General features: G+C 61.9%; 16 protein-coding genes and 1 tRNA gene. 8 read left to right on the top strand and 9 right to left on the bottom strand.

All coding sequences use genetic code 11. The features are described 5' to 3' along the window. The first annotated feature begins 1 nt into the window (after window position 1). Window positions 2-2,074, top strand: a complete 2,073-nt coding sequence (locus tag IEV82_RS12185) for a S8 family serine peptidase (RefSeq protein WP_188482301.1) — start codon at window positions 2-4, stop codon at window positions 2,072-2,074. Between the two features lie 102 nt (window positions 2,075-2,176). On the opposite strand, the gene IEV82_RS12180 is transcribed toward IEV82_RS12185, so the two are convergent. The 5 genes from IEV82_RS12180 to IEV82_RS12160 form a co-directional block, all read right to left on the bottom strand. Further along, window positions 2,177-3,103: an acetamidase/formamidase family protein gene (locus tag IEV82_RS12180; protein WP_188482300.1), complete on the bottom strand. Its 927-nt coding sequence runs from the start codon at window positions 3,101-3,103 to the stop codon at window positions 2,177-2,179. Next, window positions 3,100-4,266, bottom strand: coding sequence for a M20 aminoacylase family protein (locus tag IEV82_RS12175; protein WP_188482299.1), 1,167 nt, complete (start codon window positions 4,264-4,266; stop codon window positions 3,100-3,102). The genes IEV82_RS12180 and IEV82_RS12175 overlap by 4 nt, the downstream gene beginning before the upstream one ends. Before the next feature lie 166 nt (window positions 4,267-4,432). Then, window positions 4,433-4,518, bottom strand: a tRNA-Leu gene (locus IEV82_RS12170). An 87-nt stretch (window positions 4,519-4,605) separates the two neighbouring features. Next, window positions 4,606-5,139, bottom strand: coding sequence for a tetratricopeptide repeat protein (locus IEV82_RS12165; protein ID WP_229747773.1), 534 nt, complete (start codon window positions 5,137-5,139; stop codon window positions 4,606-4,608). Between the two features lie 43 nt (window positions 5,140-5,182). Next, a complete protein-coding gene (locus tag IEV82_RS12160; RefSeq protein ID WP_268236117.1) occupies window positions 5,183-5,653 on the bottom strand; it encodes an Lrp/AsnC family transcriptional regulator in 471 nt (156 codons plus the stop codon). Between the two features lie 111 nt (window positions 5,654-5,764). Here IEV82_RS12160 and putA point away from each other — a divergent pair, with 111 nt between their 5' ends. The 3 genes from putA (at window position 5,765) to ettA (ending at window position 11,726) form a co-directional block, all read left to right on the top strand. Then, entirely contained in the window at window positions 5,765-9,187 is a 3,423-nt protein-coding gene (gene putA / locus IEV82_RS12155; RefSeq protein ID WP_188482297.1) for a bifunctional proline dehydrogenase/L-glutamate gamma-semialdehyde dehydrogenase PutA, read from the top strand. A 31-nt stretch (window positions 9,188-9,218) separates the two neighbouring features. After that, on the top strand, window positions 9,219-9,962 hold the full coding sequence (locus tag IEV82_RS12150; protein ID WP_188482296.1) for a rhomboid family intramembrane serine protease: 744 nt from the start codon (window positions 9,219-9,221) through the stop codon (window positions 9,960-9,962). A 108-nt stretch (window positions 9,963-10,070) separates the two neighbouring features. Further along, window positions 10,071-11,726 (top strand): energy-dependent translational throttle protein EttA, encoded by a 1,656-nt coding sequence (gene ettA / locus IEV82_RS12145; RefSeq protein ID WP_188482295.1) that lies wholly within the window; start codon window positions 10,071-10,073, stop codon window positions 11,724-11,726. 82 nt (window positions 11,727-11,808) lie between these two features. Here ettA and IEV82_RS23910 read toward each other — a convergent pair whose 3' ends face one another. Both IEV82_RS23910 and IEV82_RS12140 read right to left on the bottom strand, forming a co-directional pair. Then, complete coding sequence (locus IEV82_RS23910) at window positions 11,809-11,934, bottom strand: hypothetical protein (protein ID WP_268236116.1); 126 nt, start codon at window positions 11,932-11,934, stop codon at window positions 11,809-11,811. A gap of 39 nt (window positions 11,935-11,973) precedes the next feature. Then, the gene (locus tag IEV82_RS12140) at window positions 11,974-12,396 is read right to left on the bottom strand and encodes a thioredoxin family protein (RefSeq protein WP_188482294.1); all 423 of its coding nucleotides are present in this window, start codon (window positions 12,394-12,396) and stop codon (window positions 11,974-11,976) included. 245 nt (window positions 12,397-12,641) lie between these two features. On the opposite strand from IEV82_RS12140, the gene IEV82_RS12135 reads away from it, so the two are divergent. The 3 genes from IEV82_RS12135 to IEV82_RS12125 all read left to right on the top strand — a co-directional run bounded on the left by IEV82_RS12135 (window position 12,642) and on the right by IEV82_RS12125 (window position 13,969). Next, entirely contained in the window at window positions 12,642-12,848 is a 207-nt protein-coding gene (locus IEV82_RS12135) for a cold-shock protein (RefSeq protein ID WP_188482293.1), read from the top strand. Window positions 12,849-13,098: 250 nt separating this feature from the next. After that, entirely contained in the window at window positions 13,099-13,659 is a 561-nt protein-coding gene (locus IEV82_RS12130; RefSeq protein WP_188482292.1) for a L,D-transpeptidase, read from the top strand. Window positions 13,660-13,795: 136 nt separating this feature from the next. Further along, a complete protein-coding gene (locus IEV82_RS12125) occupies window positions 13,796-13,969 on the top strand; it encodes a hypothetical protein (RefSeq protein ID WP_188482291.1) in 174 nt (57 codons plus the stop codon). Between the two features lie 71 nt (window positions 13,970-14,040). On the opposite strand, the gene IEV82_RS12120 is transcribed toward IEV82_RS12125, so the two are convergent. Continuing rightward, the gene (locus tag IEV82_RS12120; RefSeq protein WP_188482290.1) at window positions 14,041-14,304 is read right to left on the bottom strand and encodes a hypothetical protein; all 264 of its coding nucleotides are present in this window, start codon (window positions 14,302-14,304) and stop codon (window positions 14,041-14,043) included. A 248-nt stretch (window positions 14,305-14,552) separates the two neighbouring features. Between IEV82_RS12120 and IEV82_RS12115 the strand changes: the two genes are divergently transcribed. After that, window positions 14,553-14,759, top strand: coding sequence for a cold-shock protein (locus tag IEV82_RS12115; RefSeq protein WP_085628237.1), 207 nt, complete (start codon window positions 14,553-14,555; stop codon window positions 14,757-14,759). A 154-nt stretch (window positions 14,760-14,913) separates the two neighbouring features. Here the strand turns inward: IEV82_RS12115 and IEV82_RS12110 are convergent, their stop codons facing one another. Beyond that, window positions 14,914-15,588 carry an arylesterase gene (locus tag IEV82_RS12110; RefSeq protein WP_188482289.1) on the bottom strand — a complete coding sequence of 225 codons (675 nt, stop codon included), beginning with the start codon at window positions 15,586-15,588 and terminating at the stop codon, window positions 14,914-14,916. Between the last annotated feature and the right edge of the window lie 14 nt (window positions 15,589-15,602).

The raw sequence follows: 15,602 nt of genomic DNA, 5'->3' as shown, positions 1-15,602 counted from the left end.
GATGTTTCCCCACCGTCATGACGATGAACGGATCGACAAATACACCGGGCCCTACGAACGCTGGGTGTTCTCCGAAAACCTCGGTCGCCCCTTTGCCTTTCCCGCCATCCGAAAAGGCCCCTCGACGCATGTGACCGCGCTGATGGAAGGCAAGGGCATGCCTGCAAGCACCGAGGACGTGGAGGTCCGTGTGCCGCCGCTCTGGAAGGACAATCCCGAGGTCACGCCCTTTGTGATGCGGAACAAGTCGGTGACCCCCGAGGCCGATCCCAAAAGCGAAGACGCCGACCTTGCCCGGTGCCTGCATGCGCTCAAAGGCAGCCGGTACCGGCTCAACATGCCGATTGATCCGGTCACCTGGCCTGCCACCTATGACCGATATGCAACACCCGAAGGCTGGCACCGCCCCAAGGTGAAACCGCGCGTGATCATCGGTGTGATCGATGACGGCATTCCGTTTCTGCACCGCGCCTTTCGCGGTGCCACCGGCGACAGCCGCATCAGCCTGTGTTGGTTGCAGGCCGCGCGTGCCGACATGTCCGCCGCCGTTCCCTTCGGGTGCGAAATCACAGGCGGCCGCACCGACCAGCTGCGCGCACAATACGGTGAACATGAACTGCGCGTCTATCAGGCCGCCCACGCCATCGACCCCGATCTGCCCGAGGTGGGTGCCGTGCTCAGGCACCACGTCACCCACGGCGCACATATCGCAGGGATCGCCGCCGGGAACGACCCTTTCGTGGGTGCGTCCGACCTGCCCGACGACGCGGCAATCATCGCCGTGCAATTGCCCAACACCATCGCCTGGGACACGTCGGGCTTTGGCAAGGAAATGATGATGCTCAGCGCGATTGAATACATCTTCAACCGCGCCCGCATGATCGCCGAGGCCTTTGACAGCCCCGAACTGCCGCTGGTGATCAACTTCAGCTATGGCTGGAGCGCCAATCGCCATGACGGGCAATCCAGCTTTGAACGTGCCGTCGAGGCGTTGATCTCGGATCGGCGCAGGGTGCAGCCCTGCACCGAACTGGTGATGCCGACGGGCAACAATTTCGCCAATGACATGCACGCCCGGTTCTCGACGGTCGACCTGAAGGATGGCGCGGTCAGTTTCGGCTGGCAGCTCAAACCCGACGATGGCACGTCGAGCTATCTCGAGGTCTGGCTCCCGCCGGGCCGTGAACCGAACGGTTGGACGGTGACCGTGACACCCCCTGTCGGAAGCCCGCCAGACCTGGGCCGGAGCATCCCGGTCAAGTCGGATCCCTTGCTGAAGGATGGCGACCCGCGCCGCTTTGTCGAACTGGAGACCGGCGGCAAGAACATCGGCCAGCTGTCCGCCGACAAGCATCTGGGGAACCGCTGGCGCGTCATGCTGGCGATGATCCCAACGGCCGGCAATCTTGGTCAAGGTCGCCGGACACCGGTTGGTTTGTGGACGATCCGAGTTGACACCGGAAGCGATCCGCTTTGCGCGGGTGAGTATATTGACGTTTGGGTCCAGCGCGACGACGATCCGATACAGCTTGGGACCGGCGGCCAGCAAAGCCACCTTGTCGATCTGGCGCATCCGAAGCCGCCAAGGCCATTCGCACCAACCGCGCTGACACCCGTGCGTGGCTATGGGTGTTTGAACGGCATCGGCACCGCGCCTTCGGTGTTCCGGGTCGCCGGGTACATGCAGTCGACGCTGAACCCCTCGGTCTACAGCGGCAGCGCGTCGATTGGTGTGGATGCGGACGGCACAGCGTTTGTAGATGCCAACCTGCCCGCAACCACGGCCACTGCGGATCAGGGCTGGTTCCGTCCCGGCCTTCCCTCGATCGGGGTGCTTTCCGGATCGGGCGCGCGGATCATCGGCACAAGCGCGGCTGCGGCCACTGCCACACGGCTGATCGCGTTGAACTTTGTCGCGGGCAATCCCGCCCGACATGGGTTCGACACGCTGTATCCTGACACCGACGCGCCGCCCGATGCACAGACCCTCGCCCGGACCGGGCCGTACCGCGTACCGCCGGTTTGTGGCAAAAACATCACGAGCCGCGATGAGCCAGTGTTCGTTGGTGTCTGAAACATACAGGGCTGACCCTCGACAGAGTGCGTCGGTCAGCCCATTTCGCGCAGGACGCACAGCGGGCCTGTCCACGCGGTGTGCTCCTTGGCCCTGTTGGTCCTACTCAAGACAGGATTTCGCCATCATCATATGCACGCCTTTTTCGCGGTTGACCGTCTGCGTGATCCGCAAATCCCCCGCAAGCGAGCAGAGCATATAGGCCTCGGCCCGGCTGATCCCCAACTTGGCCGAGACAACGACCATCATGCGCCGCAGCGCCATCTCGACACAGGTGTCCAGATCGGGATGCATCCCCATGGTGATGTAATGCGTTGGGGTTTCGGCCTCGGGATAGGTCATGTCCAGATCACGGCGCAGGGTCAGGCGGAACCGGCCCTGCAACGCGGTTTCGATCGCCGTCACGCACACTTCGCCATCGCCCTGCGCCCCGTGTCCGTCACCGCAGGAGAACAGCGCCCCTTCGGCATGGACCGGAAGGTATAGCGTGGTGCCCGCCACCAGTTCCTTGTTGTCGAGGTTGCCGCCATGCGCGCGCGGCTCAATGGTGGAAATCCGGCCCCAGCCACGCGGCGGGGCAACGGCCATGACCCCGAAAAACGGCGCCAGCGGCAGTTTGCGACCCCAGGGCAGGTGCGCCTCGTTCGCGTCGGCATCAAGCCGCAGGGTCATTCCCTGCCGTTCCGAGAAATCCAGCGGCAGCGTGCCCGACAAGGGCCGGATGAACGTAAAGCCCCAATCCTGCCGCAGCCGGACATCCAGGATATCGACCTGCAGCACATCGCCCGGCACGGCGCCTTCGACAGCCACGGGTCCGGTCAGGATATGCCCCGGCACCTTGGGAACGCCGGTCTCGTGGATGGCCAAAAGCTCGGGCGGGATGTGAAAACTGTCGTCCGGCAACACCTCTGGCCCGCCCGAAACAGAGTTCATCGTCACCTCTGCCCCGCTGGGCACGGTTGCCACAGGATCGAGAGTTGCATCGAAATAACCCCAGTGACAGGTCTCTGGACCGGCTTGGATGATCATGCGGGAAGCCTTTGTTCTGCCAGCGTGACCCAATAGGAACAGCCGGTCGGGATGACATCATCATTGAAATCGTATTCGGGGTGATGCAGCCCCGGTCCCTGCCCGATCCCGAGCTGGATATAGGCGCCCGGACAGGCTTGGAGCATGTAGGCGAAATCCTCTCCGCCCGTGGTGCGCGGCGCGTCGGTGATGCACCCGCCCGCCACCTCGTTGGCAGCACTGATGCAATGGCCCGTTTCGACCTCGTGGTTTTCCATGACGGGATAGGGTTCTTCGTCAAAGCCGAATTCCGCCTCGGCACCGTAGCTTTGCGCGGTCAGGGTGGCGATGGTCCTGATCCGCTCAAGCGTCCTGGCGCGCACCTCCATGTCGAAGCTGCGGACGGTGCCGCGCAGGGTCGCGTGTTCCGGGATCACGTTGAACGCTTCGGATTCGGTGCGGAACGATGTGACCGACACGACCAGAGGCTGTTGCGGATCGGTGTTGCGCGACACCACCGATTGCAGCGCCATCACGATGGCCGAAGCGGCAAGCGTCGTGTCCACGGTGTTGTTCGGACGCGCCGCATGCCCGCCCTTGCCGCGCACGTTGATATGAAAGCTGTCCACAGCCGCATAGAACGCGCCGGGCCGGATCGCGAACTGGCCCAACGGCAGGAGCGGCGAATTGTGCAGGCCGTAAATTTCAGCAATCCCGAACTTTTCGATCAATCCGTCTTGCACCATCGCCTCGGCCCCGGCGCCGCCCTCTTCGGCGGGCTGAAAGACGATCGCCACGGTGCCGTCGAAATTGCGCGTCTCCGCAAGGTATTGCGCCGCGCCGAGCAGCATCGCGGTATGCCCGTCATGGCCGCATGCGTGCATCTTGCCGGCAGTCTTGGAGGCATGCTCCGCGCCCGTCGCCTCAAAGATCGGGAGCGCATCCATATCGGCGCGAAAGGCGATGGTCCTGCCGGAACGATTGGTCTTGCCTTCGATCAAGGCAACAACCCCCGTGCGCCCGATCCCTTCGATCACGCTGTCACAGCCGAAGGCGCGCAGCTTGTCCGCGACGATCCCGGCGGTGCGCGGCAGGTCATACTGCAATTCCGGATATTCGTGCAGATCGCGCCGCCATGCGGTGATTTCAGGGTGCAGTTCGGCAAAACGGTTTCGGATGGGCATGAAGACTCGGGCTCCCGATGTTGGAGAACTCCCGCATCAGACCTGATAACCCTCTGAGTGGCAAACAGGAAAAATGCCCGGCTGCCTGCAGAATCCTATTCGCAGTGCGCAGGGCTGAATGTATGCGATTTGCAGGGCCGCGTATCGCTCCGTCTCACGCCAAATCTGGTACGGGCGGTGGGACTCGAACCCACACGGCACAAAGGCCTTCGGATTTTAAGTCCGATATGTCTACCATTCCATCACGCCCGCAGCGCGTTATCCCTAGCCGGGGGGTCGGGCAAAAACAATGGGTTGGATCATCGAAACCCGGCAAATCCCAAGCAATTGGCACAGCCGTCAGAGCGGTTCGCCCTCGGGCTCCGTGATGAGGACGCGTTCGCCCAGCCAGGGGTTCAAGGCAACTGCATCCTTCAGGACCGGTTGCGCCTCGTCCTCGCGGCCAAGCGCGATCAGGGTCAACGCCTTGCCGGTCAGCGCACCGGTATGGCGCGGGTTGAGCGCGATGGCCTGATCAAGGTCCGGCAAAGCGGCCGCGTAATCGCCGCGCAGATAATTGACGAACGCCCGCTGGTTATACCCTTCGGGATAGAACGGACAGTAGGACACAAGCGTGTTCAGCCGGTCTTCGGCCCGCAGATAATCGCTGACGCGCATCGCCCGAAGCGCCTCGTCCAGCATCATCTGCGAGGGCTCATCCGGCGCTTCGAGCCACAACTCCCACATCTGGCTCGAGAAATTCCGCGCGATCATCTCGTTCGGCGCGCGCTGCACCTCGGCATAAAGGCCATCAAGGGCAGTCGTGTGATCGGGGGTGACCGGACATCCATCCGCCGCAGCACTTTGTGCCGCAGCCACGGCAAGGGCTATCATCAGGTTTCGCATATCTGCATTAGGCCGCGCCGCGATCCATCGGTCAAGTCACGTTCCCGAAGGTCTCTTCCTTGACTGCCTGCATCGCGACGTAAGTCGAGGTGGCCGCGACATGCGGAAGGGTCGAGATCTTCTCGGCCAGAACCTTTCGATAGCTGCGCATGTTCGCGGTGCGCACCTTGAGAAGGTAGTCGAAATTCCCCGCGATCAGATGCGCTTGCTCGATTTCCGGGATCTTGACCACCGCCTCGTTGAACGCGGCCAGCGCGGCCTCGCGGGTCTGGGTCATCTTCACTTCGACAAAGGCGATGTGATCCAGCCCGAGCCGGATGGGATCAAGCAGCGCACGGTAGCCTTGGATGGCGCCCATCTCTTCGAGCCGCCGCAGCCGGGCCTGTGTCGGGGATTTCGACAAGCCGATCCGCCGCGACAGTTCGGTGATCGACACCCGCCCATCGCATGCCATTTCCTGCAGGATCGCGCGGTCGAATCTGTCCAGTTCCGCAATATTCAATTCGCCTGCCTTCCCTGTCAAAATCAGTTCGTTTGACGTGCCGAAGTCCAATAAACCGGCACTTGCCCTGCTCTATAAACAGTACTGTAGGGCATATGACTGGAGATCGCCATGCCCCGTGATGAGCTGCCCAACCTGCGCCCCCTGATCGACGACAATACCTATGCCGAAGAGGCCCGGGTGGTGCACCGCCTGCGCAGCGCCGCCGACCTGGCGCAATCGGACCGTGACCAGATGAGGGCCGACGCGACCAATCTGGTCAAGGCGATCCGCGAAGATTCGCGCCCCGGCCTGATGGAAGTATTCCTGAGCGAATACGGTCTGTCGACCGAAGAAGGCATCGCGCTGATGTGCCTTGCCGAAGCGCTGCTGCGCGTGCCGGATGCCGCCACCATCGACGCACTGATCGAAGACAAGATCGCGCCCTCGAACTGGGCCAGCCATCTGGGTGAAAGCACCTCTCCGCTGGTGAACGCATCGACATGGGCGCTCATGCTGACGGGCAAGGTGCTCAAGGACGAACAGCCCGGCCCGGTGGGGCACCTGCGCGGGGCCATCAAGCGATTGGGCGAGCCGGTGATCCGCCGGGCGGTCGGCCGCGCCATGCGGGAAATGGGCGCGCAATTCGTTCTGGGCGAGACCATCCAGTCCGCCATGACCCGCGCTGCCAAAATGGAGGCCAAGGGCTACACTTATTCCTACGACATGCTGGGCGAGGCCGCACGGACCGAAACCGACGCGCGCCGCTATCACCTGTCCTATTCCCGCGCCATCAGCGCGATTGCCGAAGCCGCGAAATCCAAGGACATCCGCGACAACCCCGGCATCTCTGTCAAGCTGTCGGCGCTGCACCCGCGCTACGAAGAAGCCCAGCGCGACACCGTGATGAACGAGGTCGTGCCGCGTCTGCGCACGCTGGCCCAACTGGCGCGCTCTGCGGGCATCGGTCTGAACATCGACGCCGAAGAGGCGGACCGCCTGTCAATCTCGCTCGACGTGATCGAGACCGTGCTGTCCGAGCCATCGCTCAAGGGCTGGGACGGGTTCGGCGTGGTTGTGCAGGCGTACGGCCAACGCGCAAGCCACGTCATCGACTGGCTGTACAACCTTGCCGAACGGCTGGATCGAAAGATCATGGTCCGTCTGGTCAAGGGTGCCTATTGGGACACCGAGATCAAGCGCGCGCAGGTCGCGGGCCTTCCTGCCTTCCCGGTGTTCACCGCCAAGCATCACACCGACATCAGCTATGTGTCCAATGCCCGCAAGCTGCTGGGCATGACCGACCGCATTTACCCGCAATTCGCCACACACAATGCGCATACTGTTGCGGCAATCCTGCACATGGCAGAGGATCGCACATCGTTCGAGTTCCAGCGCCTGCACGGCATGGGCGAGGCGCTGCACGACATCATCAAACAGTCCGAGGGCACGCGCTGCCGGATCTATGCGCCCGTCGGCGCGCATCGCGACCTGCTGGCCTATCTTGTCCGTCGCCTGCTGGAGAACGGCGCGAACAGTTCCTTCGTGAACCAGATCGTAGACACAGATGTGCCCCCGTCCGAGGTGGCCGCGGATCCGTTCGACGCGGATATCACACCGGACCTTCCAACCGGTCCGGAGATCTTTGCGCCGGAACGTCCCAATTCCGTGGGCTGGGATCTGACGCATCGCCCGACCCGTGCCGCCATTGAATCGGCGCGTGCACCTTTTGCAGCGTCACAGTGGTCCGCCGCACCGTTGGTTGCAACGGAGGCAGAGACCGGGGCAACTGACCCGGTCAGCAACCCCGCCCGTCCCGGCGACACCGTTGGCGAAGTGACCTGGGCCACCGCACAAACCGTTGCAGGCGCCTGCGCTGCGGCCCAGCCCTGGACGGTATCCCCCGAGGAGCGCGCCAAGGTTCTGAACGCAGCTGCCGATCTGTACGAGGCGCATTACGGCGAGCTTTTTGCCGTTCTGGCCCGCGAGGCCGGCAAATCGCTGCCCGATGCGGTGGCCGAACTGCGCGAAGCGGTCGATTTCCTGCGCTACTACGCCGCCCGTGCCGATGGCCCGGCCCCGCAGGGCGTCTTTGCCTGCATCAGCCCTTGGAATTTCCCGCTTGCGATCTTCACCGGGCAAATCGCTGCCGCTCTGGCAACCGGCAACGCCGTGCTGGCAAAACCCGCCGAGCAGACACCGCTGGTCGCCTATCGCGCCGCGCAATTGCTGCACGAGGCAGGGGTGCCGCAAAGCGCGCTGCAACTTCTGCCCGGCGCGGGGGATGTGGGTGCAGCACTCACATCGAACCCTGCCGTCAAGGGCGTGGCCTTCACCGGATCGACCGACACCGCGCAGATCATCCACCGCAGCATCGCGGAACATCTTGATCCCGGCACGCCGTTCATCGCGGAAACCGGCGGTCTGAACGCGATGATCGTGGACAGCACCGCGCTGCCGGAACAGGCCGTGCAGGCGATCGTCGAATCCGCCTTCCAATCTGCCGGTCAGCGCTGTTCCGCCCTGCGCTGCCTCTACGTGCAGGAAGACATCGCGGAGACCTTAACCGAGATGCTCACCGGCGCGATGGACGCGCTCGTGATCAGCGATCCATGGGTCTACGGCACCGATGTCGGCCCTGCGATCGACGCAGAGGCGCGCGACGGGATCATCTCTTATATCGACACCGCCGAGGGTGAGGGGCGCGTGCTGCACCGCCTGACGATCCCCGGCGGAGGCACCTTCGTGCCCCCTACCCTCATCAAGGTCACAGGCATCGCGGAGATGGAGCGCGAGATTTTCGGTCCCGTCCTGCATATCGCCACGTTCAAGTCCAAGGACATCGACAGTGTCATCGACGCGATCAACACCACGGGCTACGGTCTGACCTTCGGGCTGCAGACCCGAATCGACGACCGCGTGCAGCATGTCTCGGAACGGATCGAGGCGGGAAATATCTACGTCAACCGCAACCAGATCGGCGCCATCGTCGGCAGCCAGCCTTTCGGCGGCGAGGGGCTTTCGGGCACTGGCCCCAAGGCCGGTGGTCCGAACTACCTCACCCGGTTCCGCAAACATCCCGCGACCGAGGACGCGGGCACCTGGACTTCGCAGGACATCAAGGATCGCCTGACCAAGGCGCTCAAGGCTGCTGGGTCGAAAGGCGCCGTGTCCAAGACCACCCTGCCCGGCCCGACAGGCGAATCCAACGTTCTGACCGCAAAGCCGCGCGGCCCGATCCTGTGCCTTGGGCCCGGCACCGAGGCTGCAAGGACACAGGCCAAGGCGGTCGAGGCATTGGGCGGCGTGGCGGTCAAGGCGGAGGGCAGCATCGACCCCGCGTGGTTGGCCGACCTGTCCGCCGAAGGCGCGATCTGGTGGGGCGATGCCGACACCGCACAGGCGCTGCGCATGGCGCTTGCCACCCGGACCGGCCCGATCCTGCCCCTGATCACCGGAATGCCGGACACCGGACATGCCTGCCTCGAACGCCATGTCTGCGTCGACACCACGGCTTCGGGCGGAAACGCACAGCTTCTGAGCGGCGCGGCTTGACGCGCCGCCGCTTTGCCACAACTGTCGCGGCATGTTCCCGATCCGCGATCATAACCCGTCCGGCCGCACGCCCTTTGTCACATACGCGCTGATCATCGCGAATGTCGGCATCTTCCTGAGCTATCTGCCGCTGATGCAGAACGATCAGCAGATCATGCGCTTCTATTTCGACTACGCGCTGATCCCGGCACTTGTGAGCGAAGGACAGGGGTTCGGCGGGTTCTTGACCTCCATGTTCCTGCATGGTGGCTGGATGCACCTGATCGGCAACATGCTGTTCCTGTTCATCTTCGGCGACAATATCGAAGACGAGATGGGGCATGTCGGGTTCAGCCTGTTCTACCTTGCCGCAGGTCTTGGTGCCGGGTTCATCCACTACATCAGCGCGCCCGGATCACCCGTGCCCACGGTGGGTGCGTCCGGCGCGATTGCTGGCGTGATGGGGGGGTACCTGCTGCTCTTTCCCAAGGCCAAGGTCGATATCCTGATCATCATCGTGATCATTTTCCGGATCATCCCGATCCCGGCCTTCATCATGCTGGGTCTGTGGTTCGCCATGCAGATCTTCGGCGGATTCGGCACGGCTGCGGATGAAGGCGGCGTTGCCTACTGGGCGCATGTCGGCGGGTTTGTGATCGGTCTGGCACTGACCATTCCGCTCTGGCTGCGGCTCGGCGGCCCGCGGTTCTGGGCCAGCACCGAAGGCCACCCGCCCCATCCCGAAGCCACCTACAAGCTGACCCGGTCGCGCGTGCCCTCGGTACGCCGCAAGTAATCCGCAAAGCGCCCTCGGTCCACCCGACCAGAGACCAACACGCGTGATTGCACGGGTCCGCCTGCGCGTGTATCCCTCGGCAAAATCGAAATTCAAAGGAACGCAGCCATGGCAGCCTACCAGTATGTCTATCACATGAGCGGGGTCTCCAAGACGTATCCCGGCGGCAAGAAAACGTTCGAAAACATCCACCTGAACTTCCTGCCCGGCGTCAAGATCGGCGTCGTCGGCGTCAACGGTGCGGGTAAATCCACCCTGCTCAAGATCATGGCGGGGATGGACAAAGACTTTACCGGCGAGGCGTGGTGCGCCGCAGGCGCCAAGGTCGGCTACCTGCCGCAGGAACCGCAGCTCGAGTCGTCGCTCAACGTGCGCGAAAACGTCATGCTGGGGGTTGCCGAAAAGAAAGGCAAGCTGGACCGGTTCAACGAGCTTGCGATGAACTACAGCGATGAAACCGCTGATGAAATGGCCGCCCTGCAGGACGAGATCGACGCCAACAACCTCTGGGATCTGGACAGCCAGATCGACGTGGCGATGGAAGCCCTGCGCTGTCCGCCGGATGAGGCCGATGTCACCACGCTGTCGGGCGGCGAAAAGCGCCGCGTCGCGCTGTGCAAGCTGCTGCTCGAAGCGCCGGACATGCTGCTGCTGGACGAACCGACCAACCACCTCGATGCCGAAACCATCGCATGGCTGCAGAACCACCTGATCGAATACAAGGGCACGATCCTGATCGTCACCCACGACCGCTATTTCCTCGACAGCATCACAGGGTGGATTCTCGAACTCGACCGGGGCCGCGGCATTCCCTACGAGGGTAATTATTCGAGCTGGCTGGACCAGAAAGCCAAGCGTCTTCAACAGGAATCGCGCGAAGACAAGGCCAAGCAGAAGACGCTGGAGCGCGAACTGGAATGGATGCGTCAGGGTCAGAAGGCCCGGCAGGCCAAGTCGAAGGCCCGTATTCAGGCCTATGAAGAGATGGCGGGTCAGTCCGAACGCGAACGCGTCGGGCGGGCGCAGATCATTATCCCCAATGGTCCACGGCTTGGGTCAAAGGTCATTGAAGTCGACGGCTTGAAAAAGGCGATGGGCGACAAGCTCCTGATCGAGGACCTGTCGTTCAGCCTGCCGCCGGGTGGCATTGTCGGCGTGATCGGCCCCAACGGCGCGGGTAAATCGACGCTGTTCAAGATGCTCACCGGGCAGGAACAGCCGGACGCGGGCGCGGTGTCCTTTGGTGACACGGTGCAGTTGGCCTATGTCGACCAGTCGCGCGACGATCTGAACGCGGGCGAGACCGTCTGGGAAGCGATTTCCGGCGGGGCCGAGATCATCAAGCTAGGGGATGCCGAGGTCAATTCCCGCGCCTATTGCGGGTCGTTCAACTTCAAGGGGGGCGACCAGCAGAAAAAGGTTGGCTTGTTGTCAGGTGGTGAACGCAACCGTGTGCACATGGCGCGCCTGCTCAAGGAGGGCGGCAACGTTCTGTTGCTCGACGAACCGACAAACGATCTGGACGTCGAAACGCTGCGCGCTTTGGAAGACGCCATCGAAGACTTCGCGGGTTGCGCCGTGGTCATCAGCCACGACCGTTTCTTCCTAGACCGCCTGTGTACCCACATTCTGGCGTTTGAGGGCGATGCCCATGTCGAGTGGTTCGAAGGCAACTTTGCCGATTACGAAGAGGACAAGAAGCGGCGGCTGGGAGCAGATGCCCTCGAGCCGAAGCGGGTTAAGTTCAAGAAGTTCTCGAGGTAATTCGAAGCAAAAATGTAGGCCGGGCTGAAGCCCGGCCTACATCGTTTTTCCGTAATTTCGCCCTGCCATCATGTCGGAAAATTCAGGTTCGCACCGCCTCGCGCAGGATGTCGATCTCGTCGATCAACAGCCGTTCACCCCGCTGAGCAAGACAGACGGTAAAGAACACGGGAAGACCGGGAAGCCGGGGGCGCAGGTAGACGGACATGCGCCATTATGACCCCGACAGGGTAAAGACCGGGTTAACTCAGCCCACCCATCCGATGATCTGATCTGCGCGCATCGCACCCGATTGGCGGGCTGCTTCGCGACCGCCAACAAAGCGGATCATCGTGGGGATGCCCCGGATTCCATAGGTCTGGCCAGATTTTGGGAAATCCTCGGTGTTGAGCTTGACCAGGCGCGCGCGGGTCCTGAGCGTGCCCGCCGCCTTCGAAAACTCCGGCCCCATCATCTTGCAGGGGCCGCACCACGGTGCCCAGAAATCGACCACCAACGGCACCTCGTCATTGCGCGCCGCCTTTTGCAGCGTGGTCCAATCGAGCTCGACCGCCTTGCCGGGCATCAGATCCGCGCCACAGGTGCCGCATTTGGGGCCTGCATCCAGCCGATCAACGGGAACGCGGTTGATCTGGCCGCAGTCGAGACAGGTCAGTTTCTTGACGGACATGAATCCCCTCCGAGACATTCGAATCATGATATATGTACCCGAAATCGTTCGACAAGTCCCAGCGTGCGGAAGGCGATCCAAGAGAATCCCCTTGTCAAAAACGCACCAAACTGAGATAAAGAGGTTGCTAACGATCTTCTACTCGACCTTCTGTTTTCCGACACCGGCACGCAGCTTTCGATCCAGACGTGACTTTGCCGGGTTGCCGCATAAAGCGGGCAACGGAACTCAAAAGGATACTTCACATGGCCACTGGCACAGTGAAATGGTTTAACACCACCAAAGGTTACGGCTTCATCGCTCCCGATGGCGGCTCCAAGGACGTTTTTGTCCACATCTCCGCTGTCGAGCGTTCGGGTCTCACAGGTCTCAGCGACGATCAGAAGGTGACCTTCGACATCGAATCCGGCCGTGACGGCCGCGAGAGCGCGATCAACCTGTCGCTGGCATAAGCCACCGCGATTGCCGATGCAAACCGCCCGGGGCCACGCGCTCCGGGCGGTTTTTTTTTGGCCGAGGGGTCCTTGGACGATCTCTGCAAAGGCCGCTGCGTTCCGGAGACTTGTGGCCATTGTGTCGCAATGCCCCAGCTGTGCTGTGAGTTGCCTGCGCGAAATGGCTTGTTTTTGCGCAACGCGTTGGCAACATCCGAGGCAGTTGATGCGTTAATGAGTTACAGATAAAAAAGGACCAGCGTTTCCCATGATCACCAGACGCCGTTTCGTCGCAGCCACCGCCGTTGCACTGGCTGCGCCAAGCCTTGCTTCTGCGCAAGGCTTCCAGATCGCCCCGATCTACCGTCCGCAGAATGTCCGCATCAAAAGCGATGTGGCACCGGGACAGATCCTGATCCTGCCGCGTGCGCATTTCCTGTACCACGTGACCCAGCCGGGCGTCGCCCGCCGCTATGGCGTCGGTGTCGGTCGCGCCGGGCTTGAATTCACAGGGACCGCCGAAATCGCGGTAAAGAAGGAATGGCCGACCTGGCGTCCGACCGACGAGATGATCGCCCGCGAGCCTGACACCTATTCCAAATTCGTCGACAATGACTTTGTGCAGCCGGGTGGGCCGGACAATCCACTCGGAGCCCGCGCGCTCTACCTGTTCCAAGGAGGGCGTGACACGTTTTTCCGCATCCATGGCACAACTGCGCCCGAGTCGATCGGGCGATCCGTGTCGAACGGCTGCATCCGCATGCTGAACGAACACGTGCAGGACCTGTATGACCGGGTGCCGATCGGCACGGTTGTCACGGTTCTCTAAGCCAGGTTTGCAAACCGGGGACGCTTTCTGCACCCGTCTCCGGTTTGCCGCTTCACTGCCATAAATCGCGCGTTTTCCGCGGCCATTTACCGGTCGTTAAGGTATCTCGCGCATCTTGCTCATAAAGAGGTTGATCATGGCAGCAGTCACACTCATCGCAGGTAGCCTTCTTGGCTGGGTAGCCGCCGCGCTGGCGCTGGTTGCGGGTGCGTTCGCATCGACCGCAGTTCTGGTGTTCGTTGTCACAACCTTGGGCTTTTCGGCGATCACGCTCTTTGCTGCGGCTCTGCAGCAGCCCGATCCGTCCTGAACTCAGACCCTAAATGCAAAACGACCCCCAACTGGGGGCCGTGTGCAAATTTCTGCCGATACCGCGCCGTGTTACAAAAGCATGTAAATCACGAGAAGATTCGGGATGATGAAGGCTGCAGCGATGCAGAACAGTTTGGCTGCGTGCGACGCCGAACGGAACAGCGAATTTCCTTCCAGAGCATCGCCATAGGCCATCGCGGCAAACAAAAGTGCGCCGGATTGTCCGCTTTCAATCAAACGGTTGCGCTCGATCGATGCGCGGGCTTCGGCATAGCGCTTGTTCAACGCTTCTTGGTCTGTTTTCGCGGCCATCCGTTGATCCATGCCTGACATACTCACTCTCCCTAAAATCCAAGACTTCCTAACGATGGTGCGCTGACCGCGCAAGGCAAGACTCTTTCACAGGAAGGGGAAAGCATGGCTTTTTTCTTGCGTCCCTTTTGGAATCACGGGAAGACTTAGAGGGCGAAGTTACCAATATCGACCACTGCTCCGACACGGCTCAGTTAAGCGATTTTGACTGACCGCGCCCGTCGGGCCGTCTTGCCCGGCGGAAGATAGGACAGACAGGAGTAGAACGGATGGCCACTGGCACCGTCAAATGGTTCAACACCACCAAAGGCTACGGCTTCATTGCGCCCGATAACGGCGGCAAGGACGTCTTTGTCCACATCTCGGCCGTGGAACGGTCCGGGCTGACAGGGCTCGCCGACAATCAGAAAGTGACCTTCGACCTCGAATCAGGTCGGGATGGTCGCGAAGCGGCGGTGAACATCTCGCTCGCTTGACCCTGATTGGGGCTGTTTCCAGCCCAATACCTTGGTTCCGGTGCATTTTCGGCTGCCACCTGACCAAGGAAGATATCGCGAACGGGCGGCTTGCGCGTCGCCCGTGAGACACTTTTTTTTCGCAAATGTTGACAGGCCAGATGTCTAGGTGCGCTCACTCCGAGGCGCGTCTGACCAAATCTGCGACGGCAGGCCCCATCGCTTCCACGATCAGATCGACGCCTTCGGCATTGGGGTGAATCCCGTCCAGCTGCATCACGTCACGCAAGTCGGCCGGTGTGTCACCGACCGTGTACAGCCCTTCAAAAAACCGCGGAAAATAAAGCGCGTCGTACGTTTCCGCCAGTTCGGGATACATGGCGTCAAACTCGGCCTTGTAGTCGGGGCCGTAATTTCCCGGCGCTTCCATGCCCACGATGAGCACATCCAGCCCCTTGTCCCGTGCAATCTTCAGGATGCCTTCGAGATTGGCCCGCGACACCGCCGGATCAATGCCCCGCAACAGGTCATTGCCCCCCAATGCCACGATCACCGCCTCTGTCGCCGGGGTCAGCGACCACTCGACCCGCGACAGACCGCCTGCCGTCGTATCGCCAGACACGCCCGCGTTCACGAGGCGCACGTCAAGCCCCTGCTCCTCGAGCCAGACGCGCATCTTGGGCACAAACCCGTTCTGATCAATCAGACCGTAACCGGCGGTCAGACTGTCGCCCAAGGCAAGCACTTCAACCGGGTCGGCCTGAGCTGCTGTCACTGTGCATAGGCACACAGCCGCCATGCGCATCTTGCTCAGCACAAGTGATGCCCCATATGTGAAGGAGTGAAACATGATAAAGCTCCGTA

The sequence above is a fragment of the Marivita lacus genome, assembly GCF_014637725.1.
GTDB lineage: Bacteria > Pseudomonadota > Alphaproteobacteria > Rhodobacterales > Rhodobacteraceae > Marivita > Marivita lacus.
This window is presented reverse-complemented; position numbering and strand designations above follow the sequence as displayed.

What these genes read in the sequence shown, in the direction of transcription:
- IEV82_RS12165 (WP_229747773.1), bottom strand. Translation starts at nt 5,139, where the DNA reads ATGATAGCCCTTGCCGTGGCTGCGGCACAAAGTGCTGCGGCGGATGGA.
- IEV82_RS12180 (WP_188482300.1), bottom strand. Translation starts at nt 3,103, where the DNA reads ATGATCATCCAAGCCGGTCCAGAGACCTGTCACTGGGGTTATTTCGAT.
- putA (WP_188482297.1), top strand. Translation starts at nt 5,765, where the DNA reads ATGCCCCGTGATGAGCTGCCCAACCTGCGCCCCCTGATCGACGACAAT.
- IEV82_RS12135 (WP_188482293.1), top strand. Translation starts at nt 12,642, where the DNA reads ATGGCCACTGGCACAGTGAAATGGTTTAACACCACCAAAGGTTACGGC.
- IEV82_RS12150 (WP_188482296.1), top strand. Translation starts at nt 9,219, where the DNA reads ATGTTCCCGATCCGCGATCATAACCCGTCCGGCCGCACGCCCTTTGTC.
- IEV82_RS23910 (WP_268236116.1), bottom strand. Translation starts at nt 11,934, where the DNA reads ATGTCCGTCTACCTGCGCCCCCGGCTTCCCGGTCTTCCCGTGTTCTTT.
- IEV82_RS12130 (WP_188482292.1), top strand. Translation starts at nt 13,099, where the DNA reads ATGATCACCAGACGCCGTTTCGTCGCAGCCACCGCCGTTGCACTGGCT.
- IEV82_RS12115 (WP_085628237.1), top strand. Translation starts at nt 14,553, where the DNA reads ATGGCCACTGGCACCGTCAAATGGTTCAACACCACCAAAGGCTACGGC.
- ettA (WP_188482295.1), top strand. Translation starts at nt 10,071, where the DNA reads ATGGCAGCCTACCAGTATGTCTATCACATGAGCGGGGTCTCCAAGACG.
- IEV82_RS12140 (WP_188482294.1), bottom strand. Translation starts at nt 12,396, where the DNA reads ATGTCCGTCAAGAAACTGACCTGTCTCGACTGCGGCCAGATCAACCGC.
- IEV82_RS12175 (WP_188482299.1), bottom strand. Translation starts at nt 4,266, where the DNA reads ATGCCCATCCGAAACCGTTTTGCCGAACTGCACCCTGAAATCACCGCA.
- IEV82_RS12120 (WP_188482290.1), bottom strand. Translation starts at nt 14,304, where the DNA reads ATGTCAGGCATGGATCAACGGATGGCCGCGAAAACAGACCAAGAAGCG.
- IEV82_RS12185 (WP_188482301.1), top strand. Translation starts at nt 2, where the DNA reads ATGTTTCCCCACCGTCATGACGATGAACGGATCGACAAATACACCGGG.
- IEV82_RS12125 (WP_188482291.1), top strand. Translation starts at nt 13,796, where the DNA reads ATGGCAGCAGTCACACTCATCGCAGGTAGCCTTCTTGGCTGGGTAGCC.
- IEV82_RS12110 (WP_188482289.1), bottom strand. Translation starts at nt 15,588, where the DNA reads ATGTTTCACTCCTTCACATATGGGGCATCACTTGTGCTGAGCAAGATG.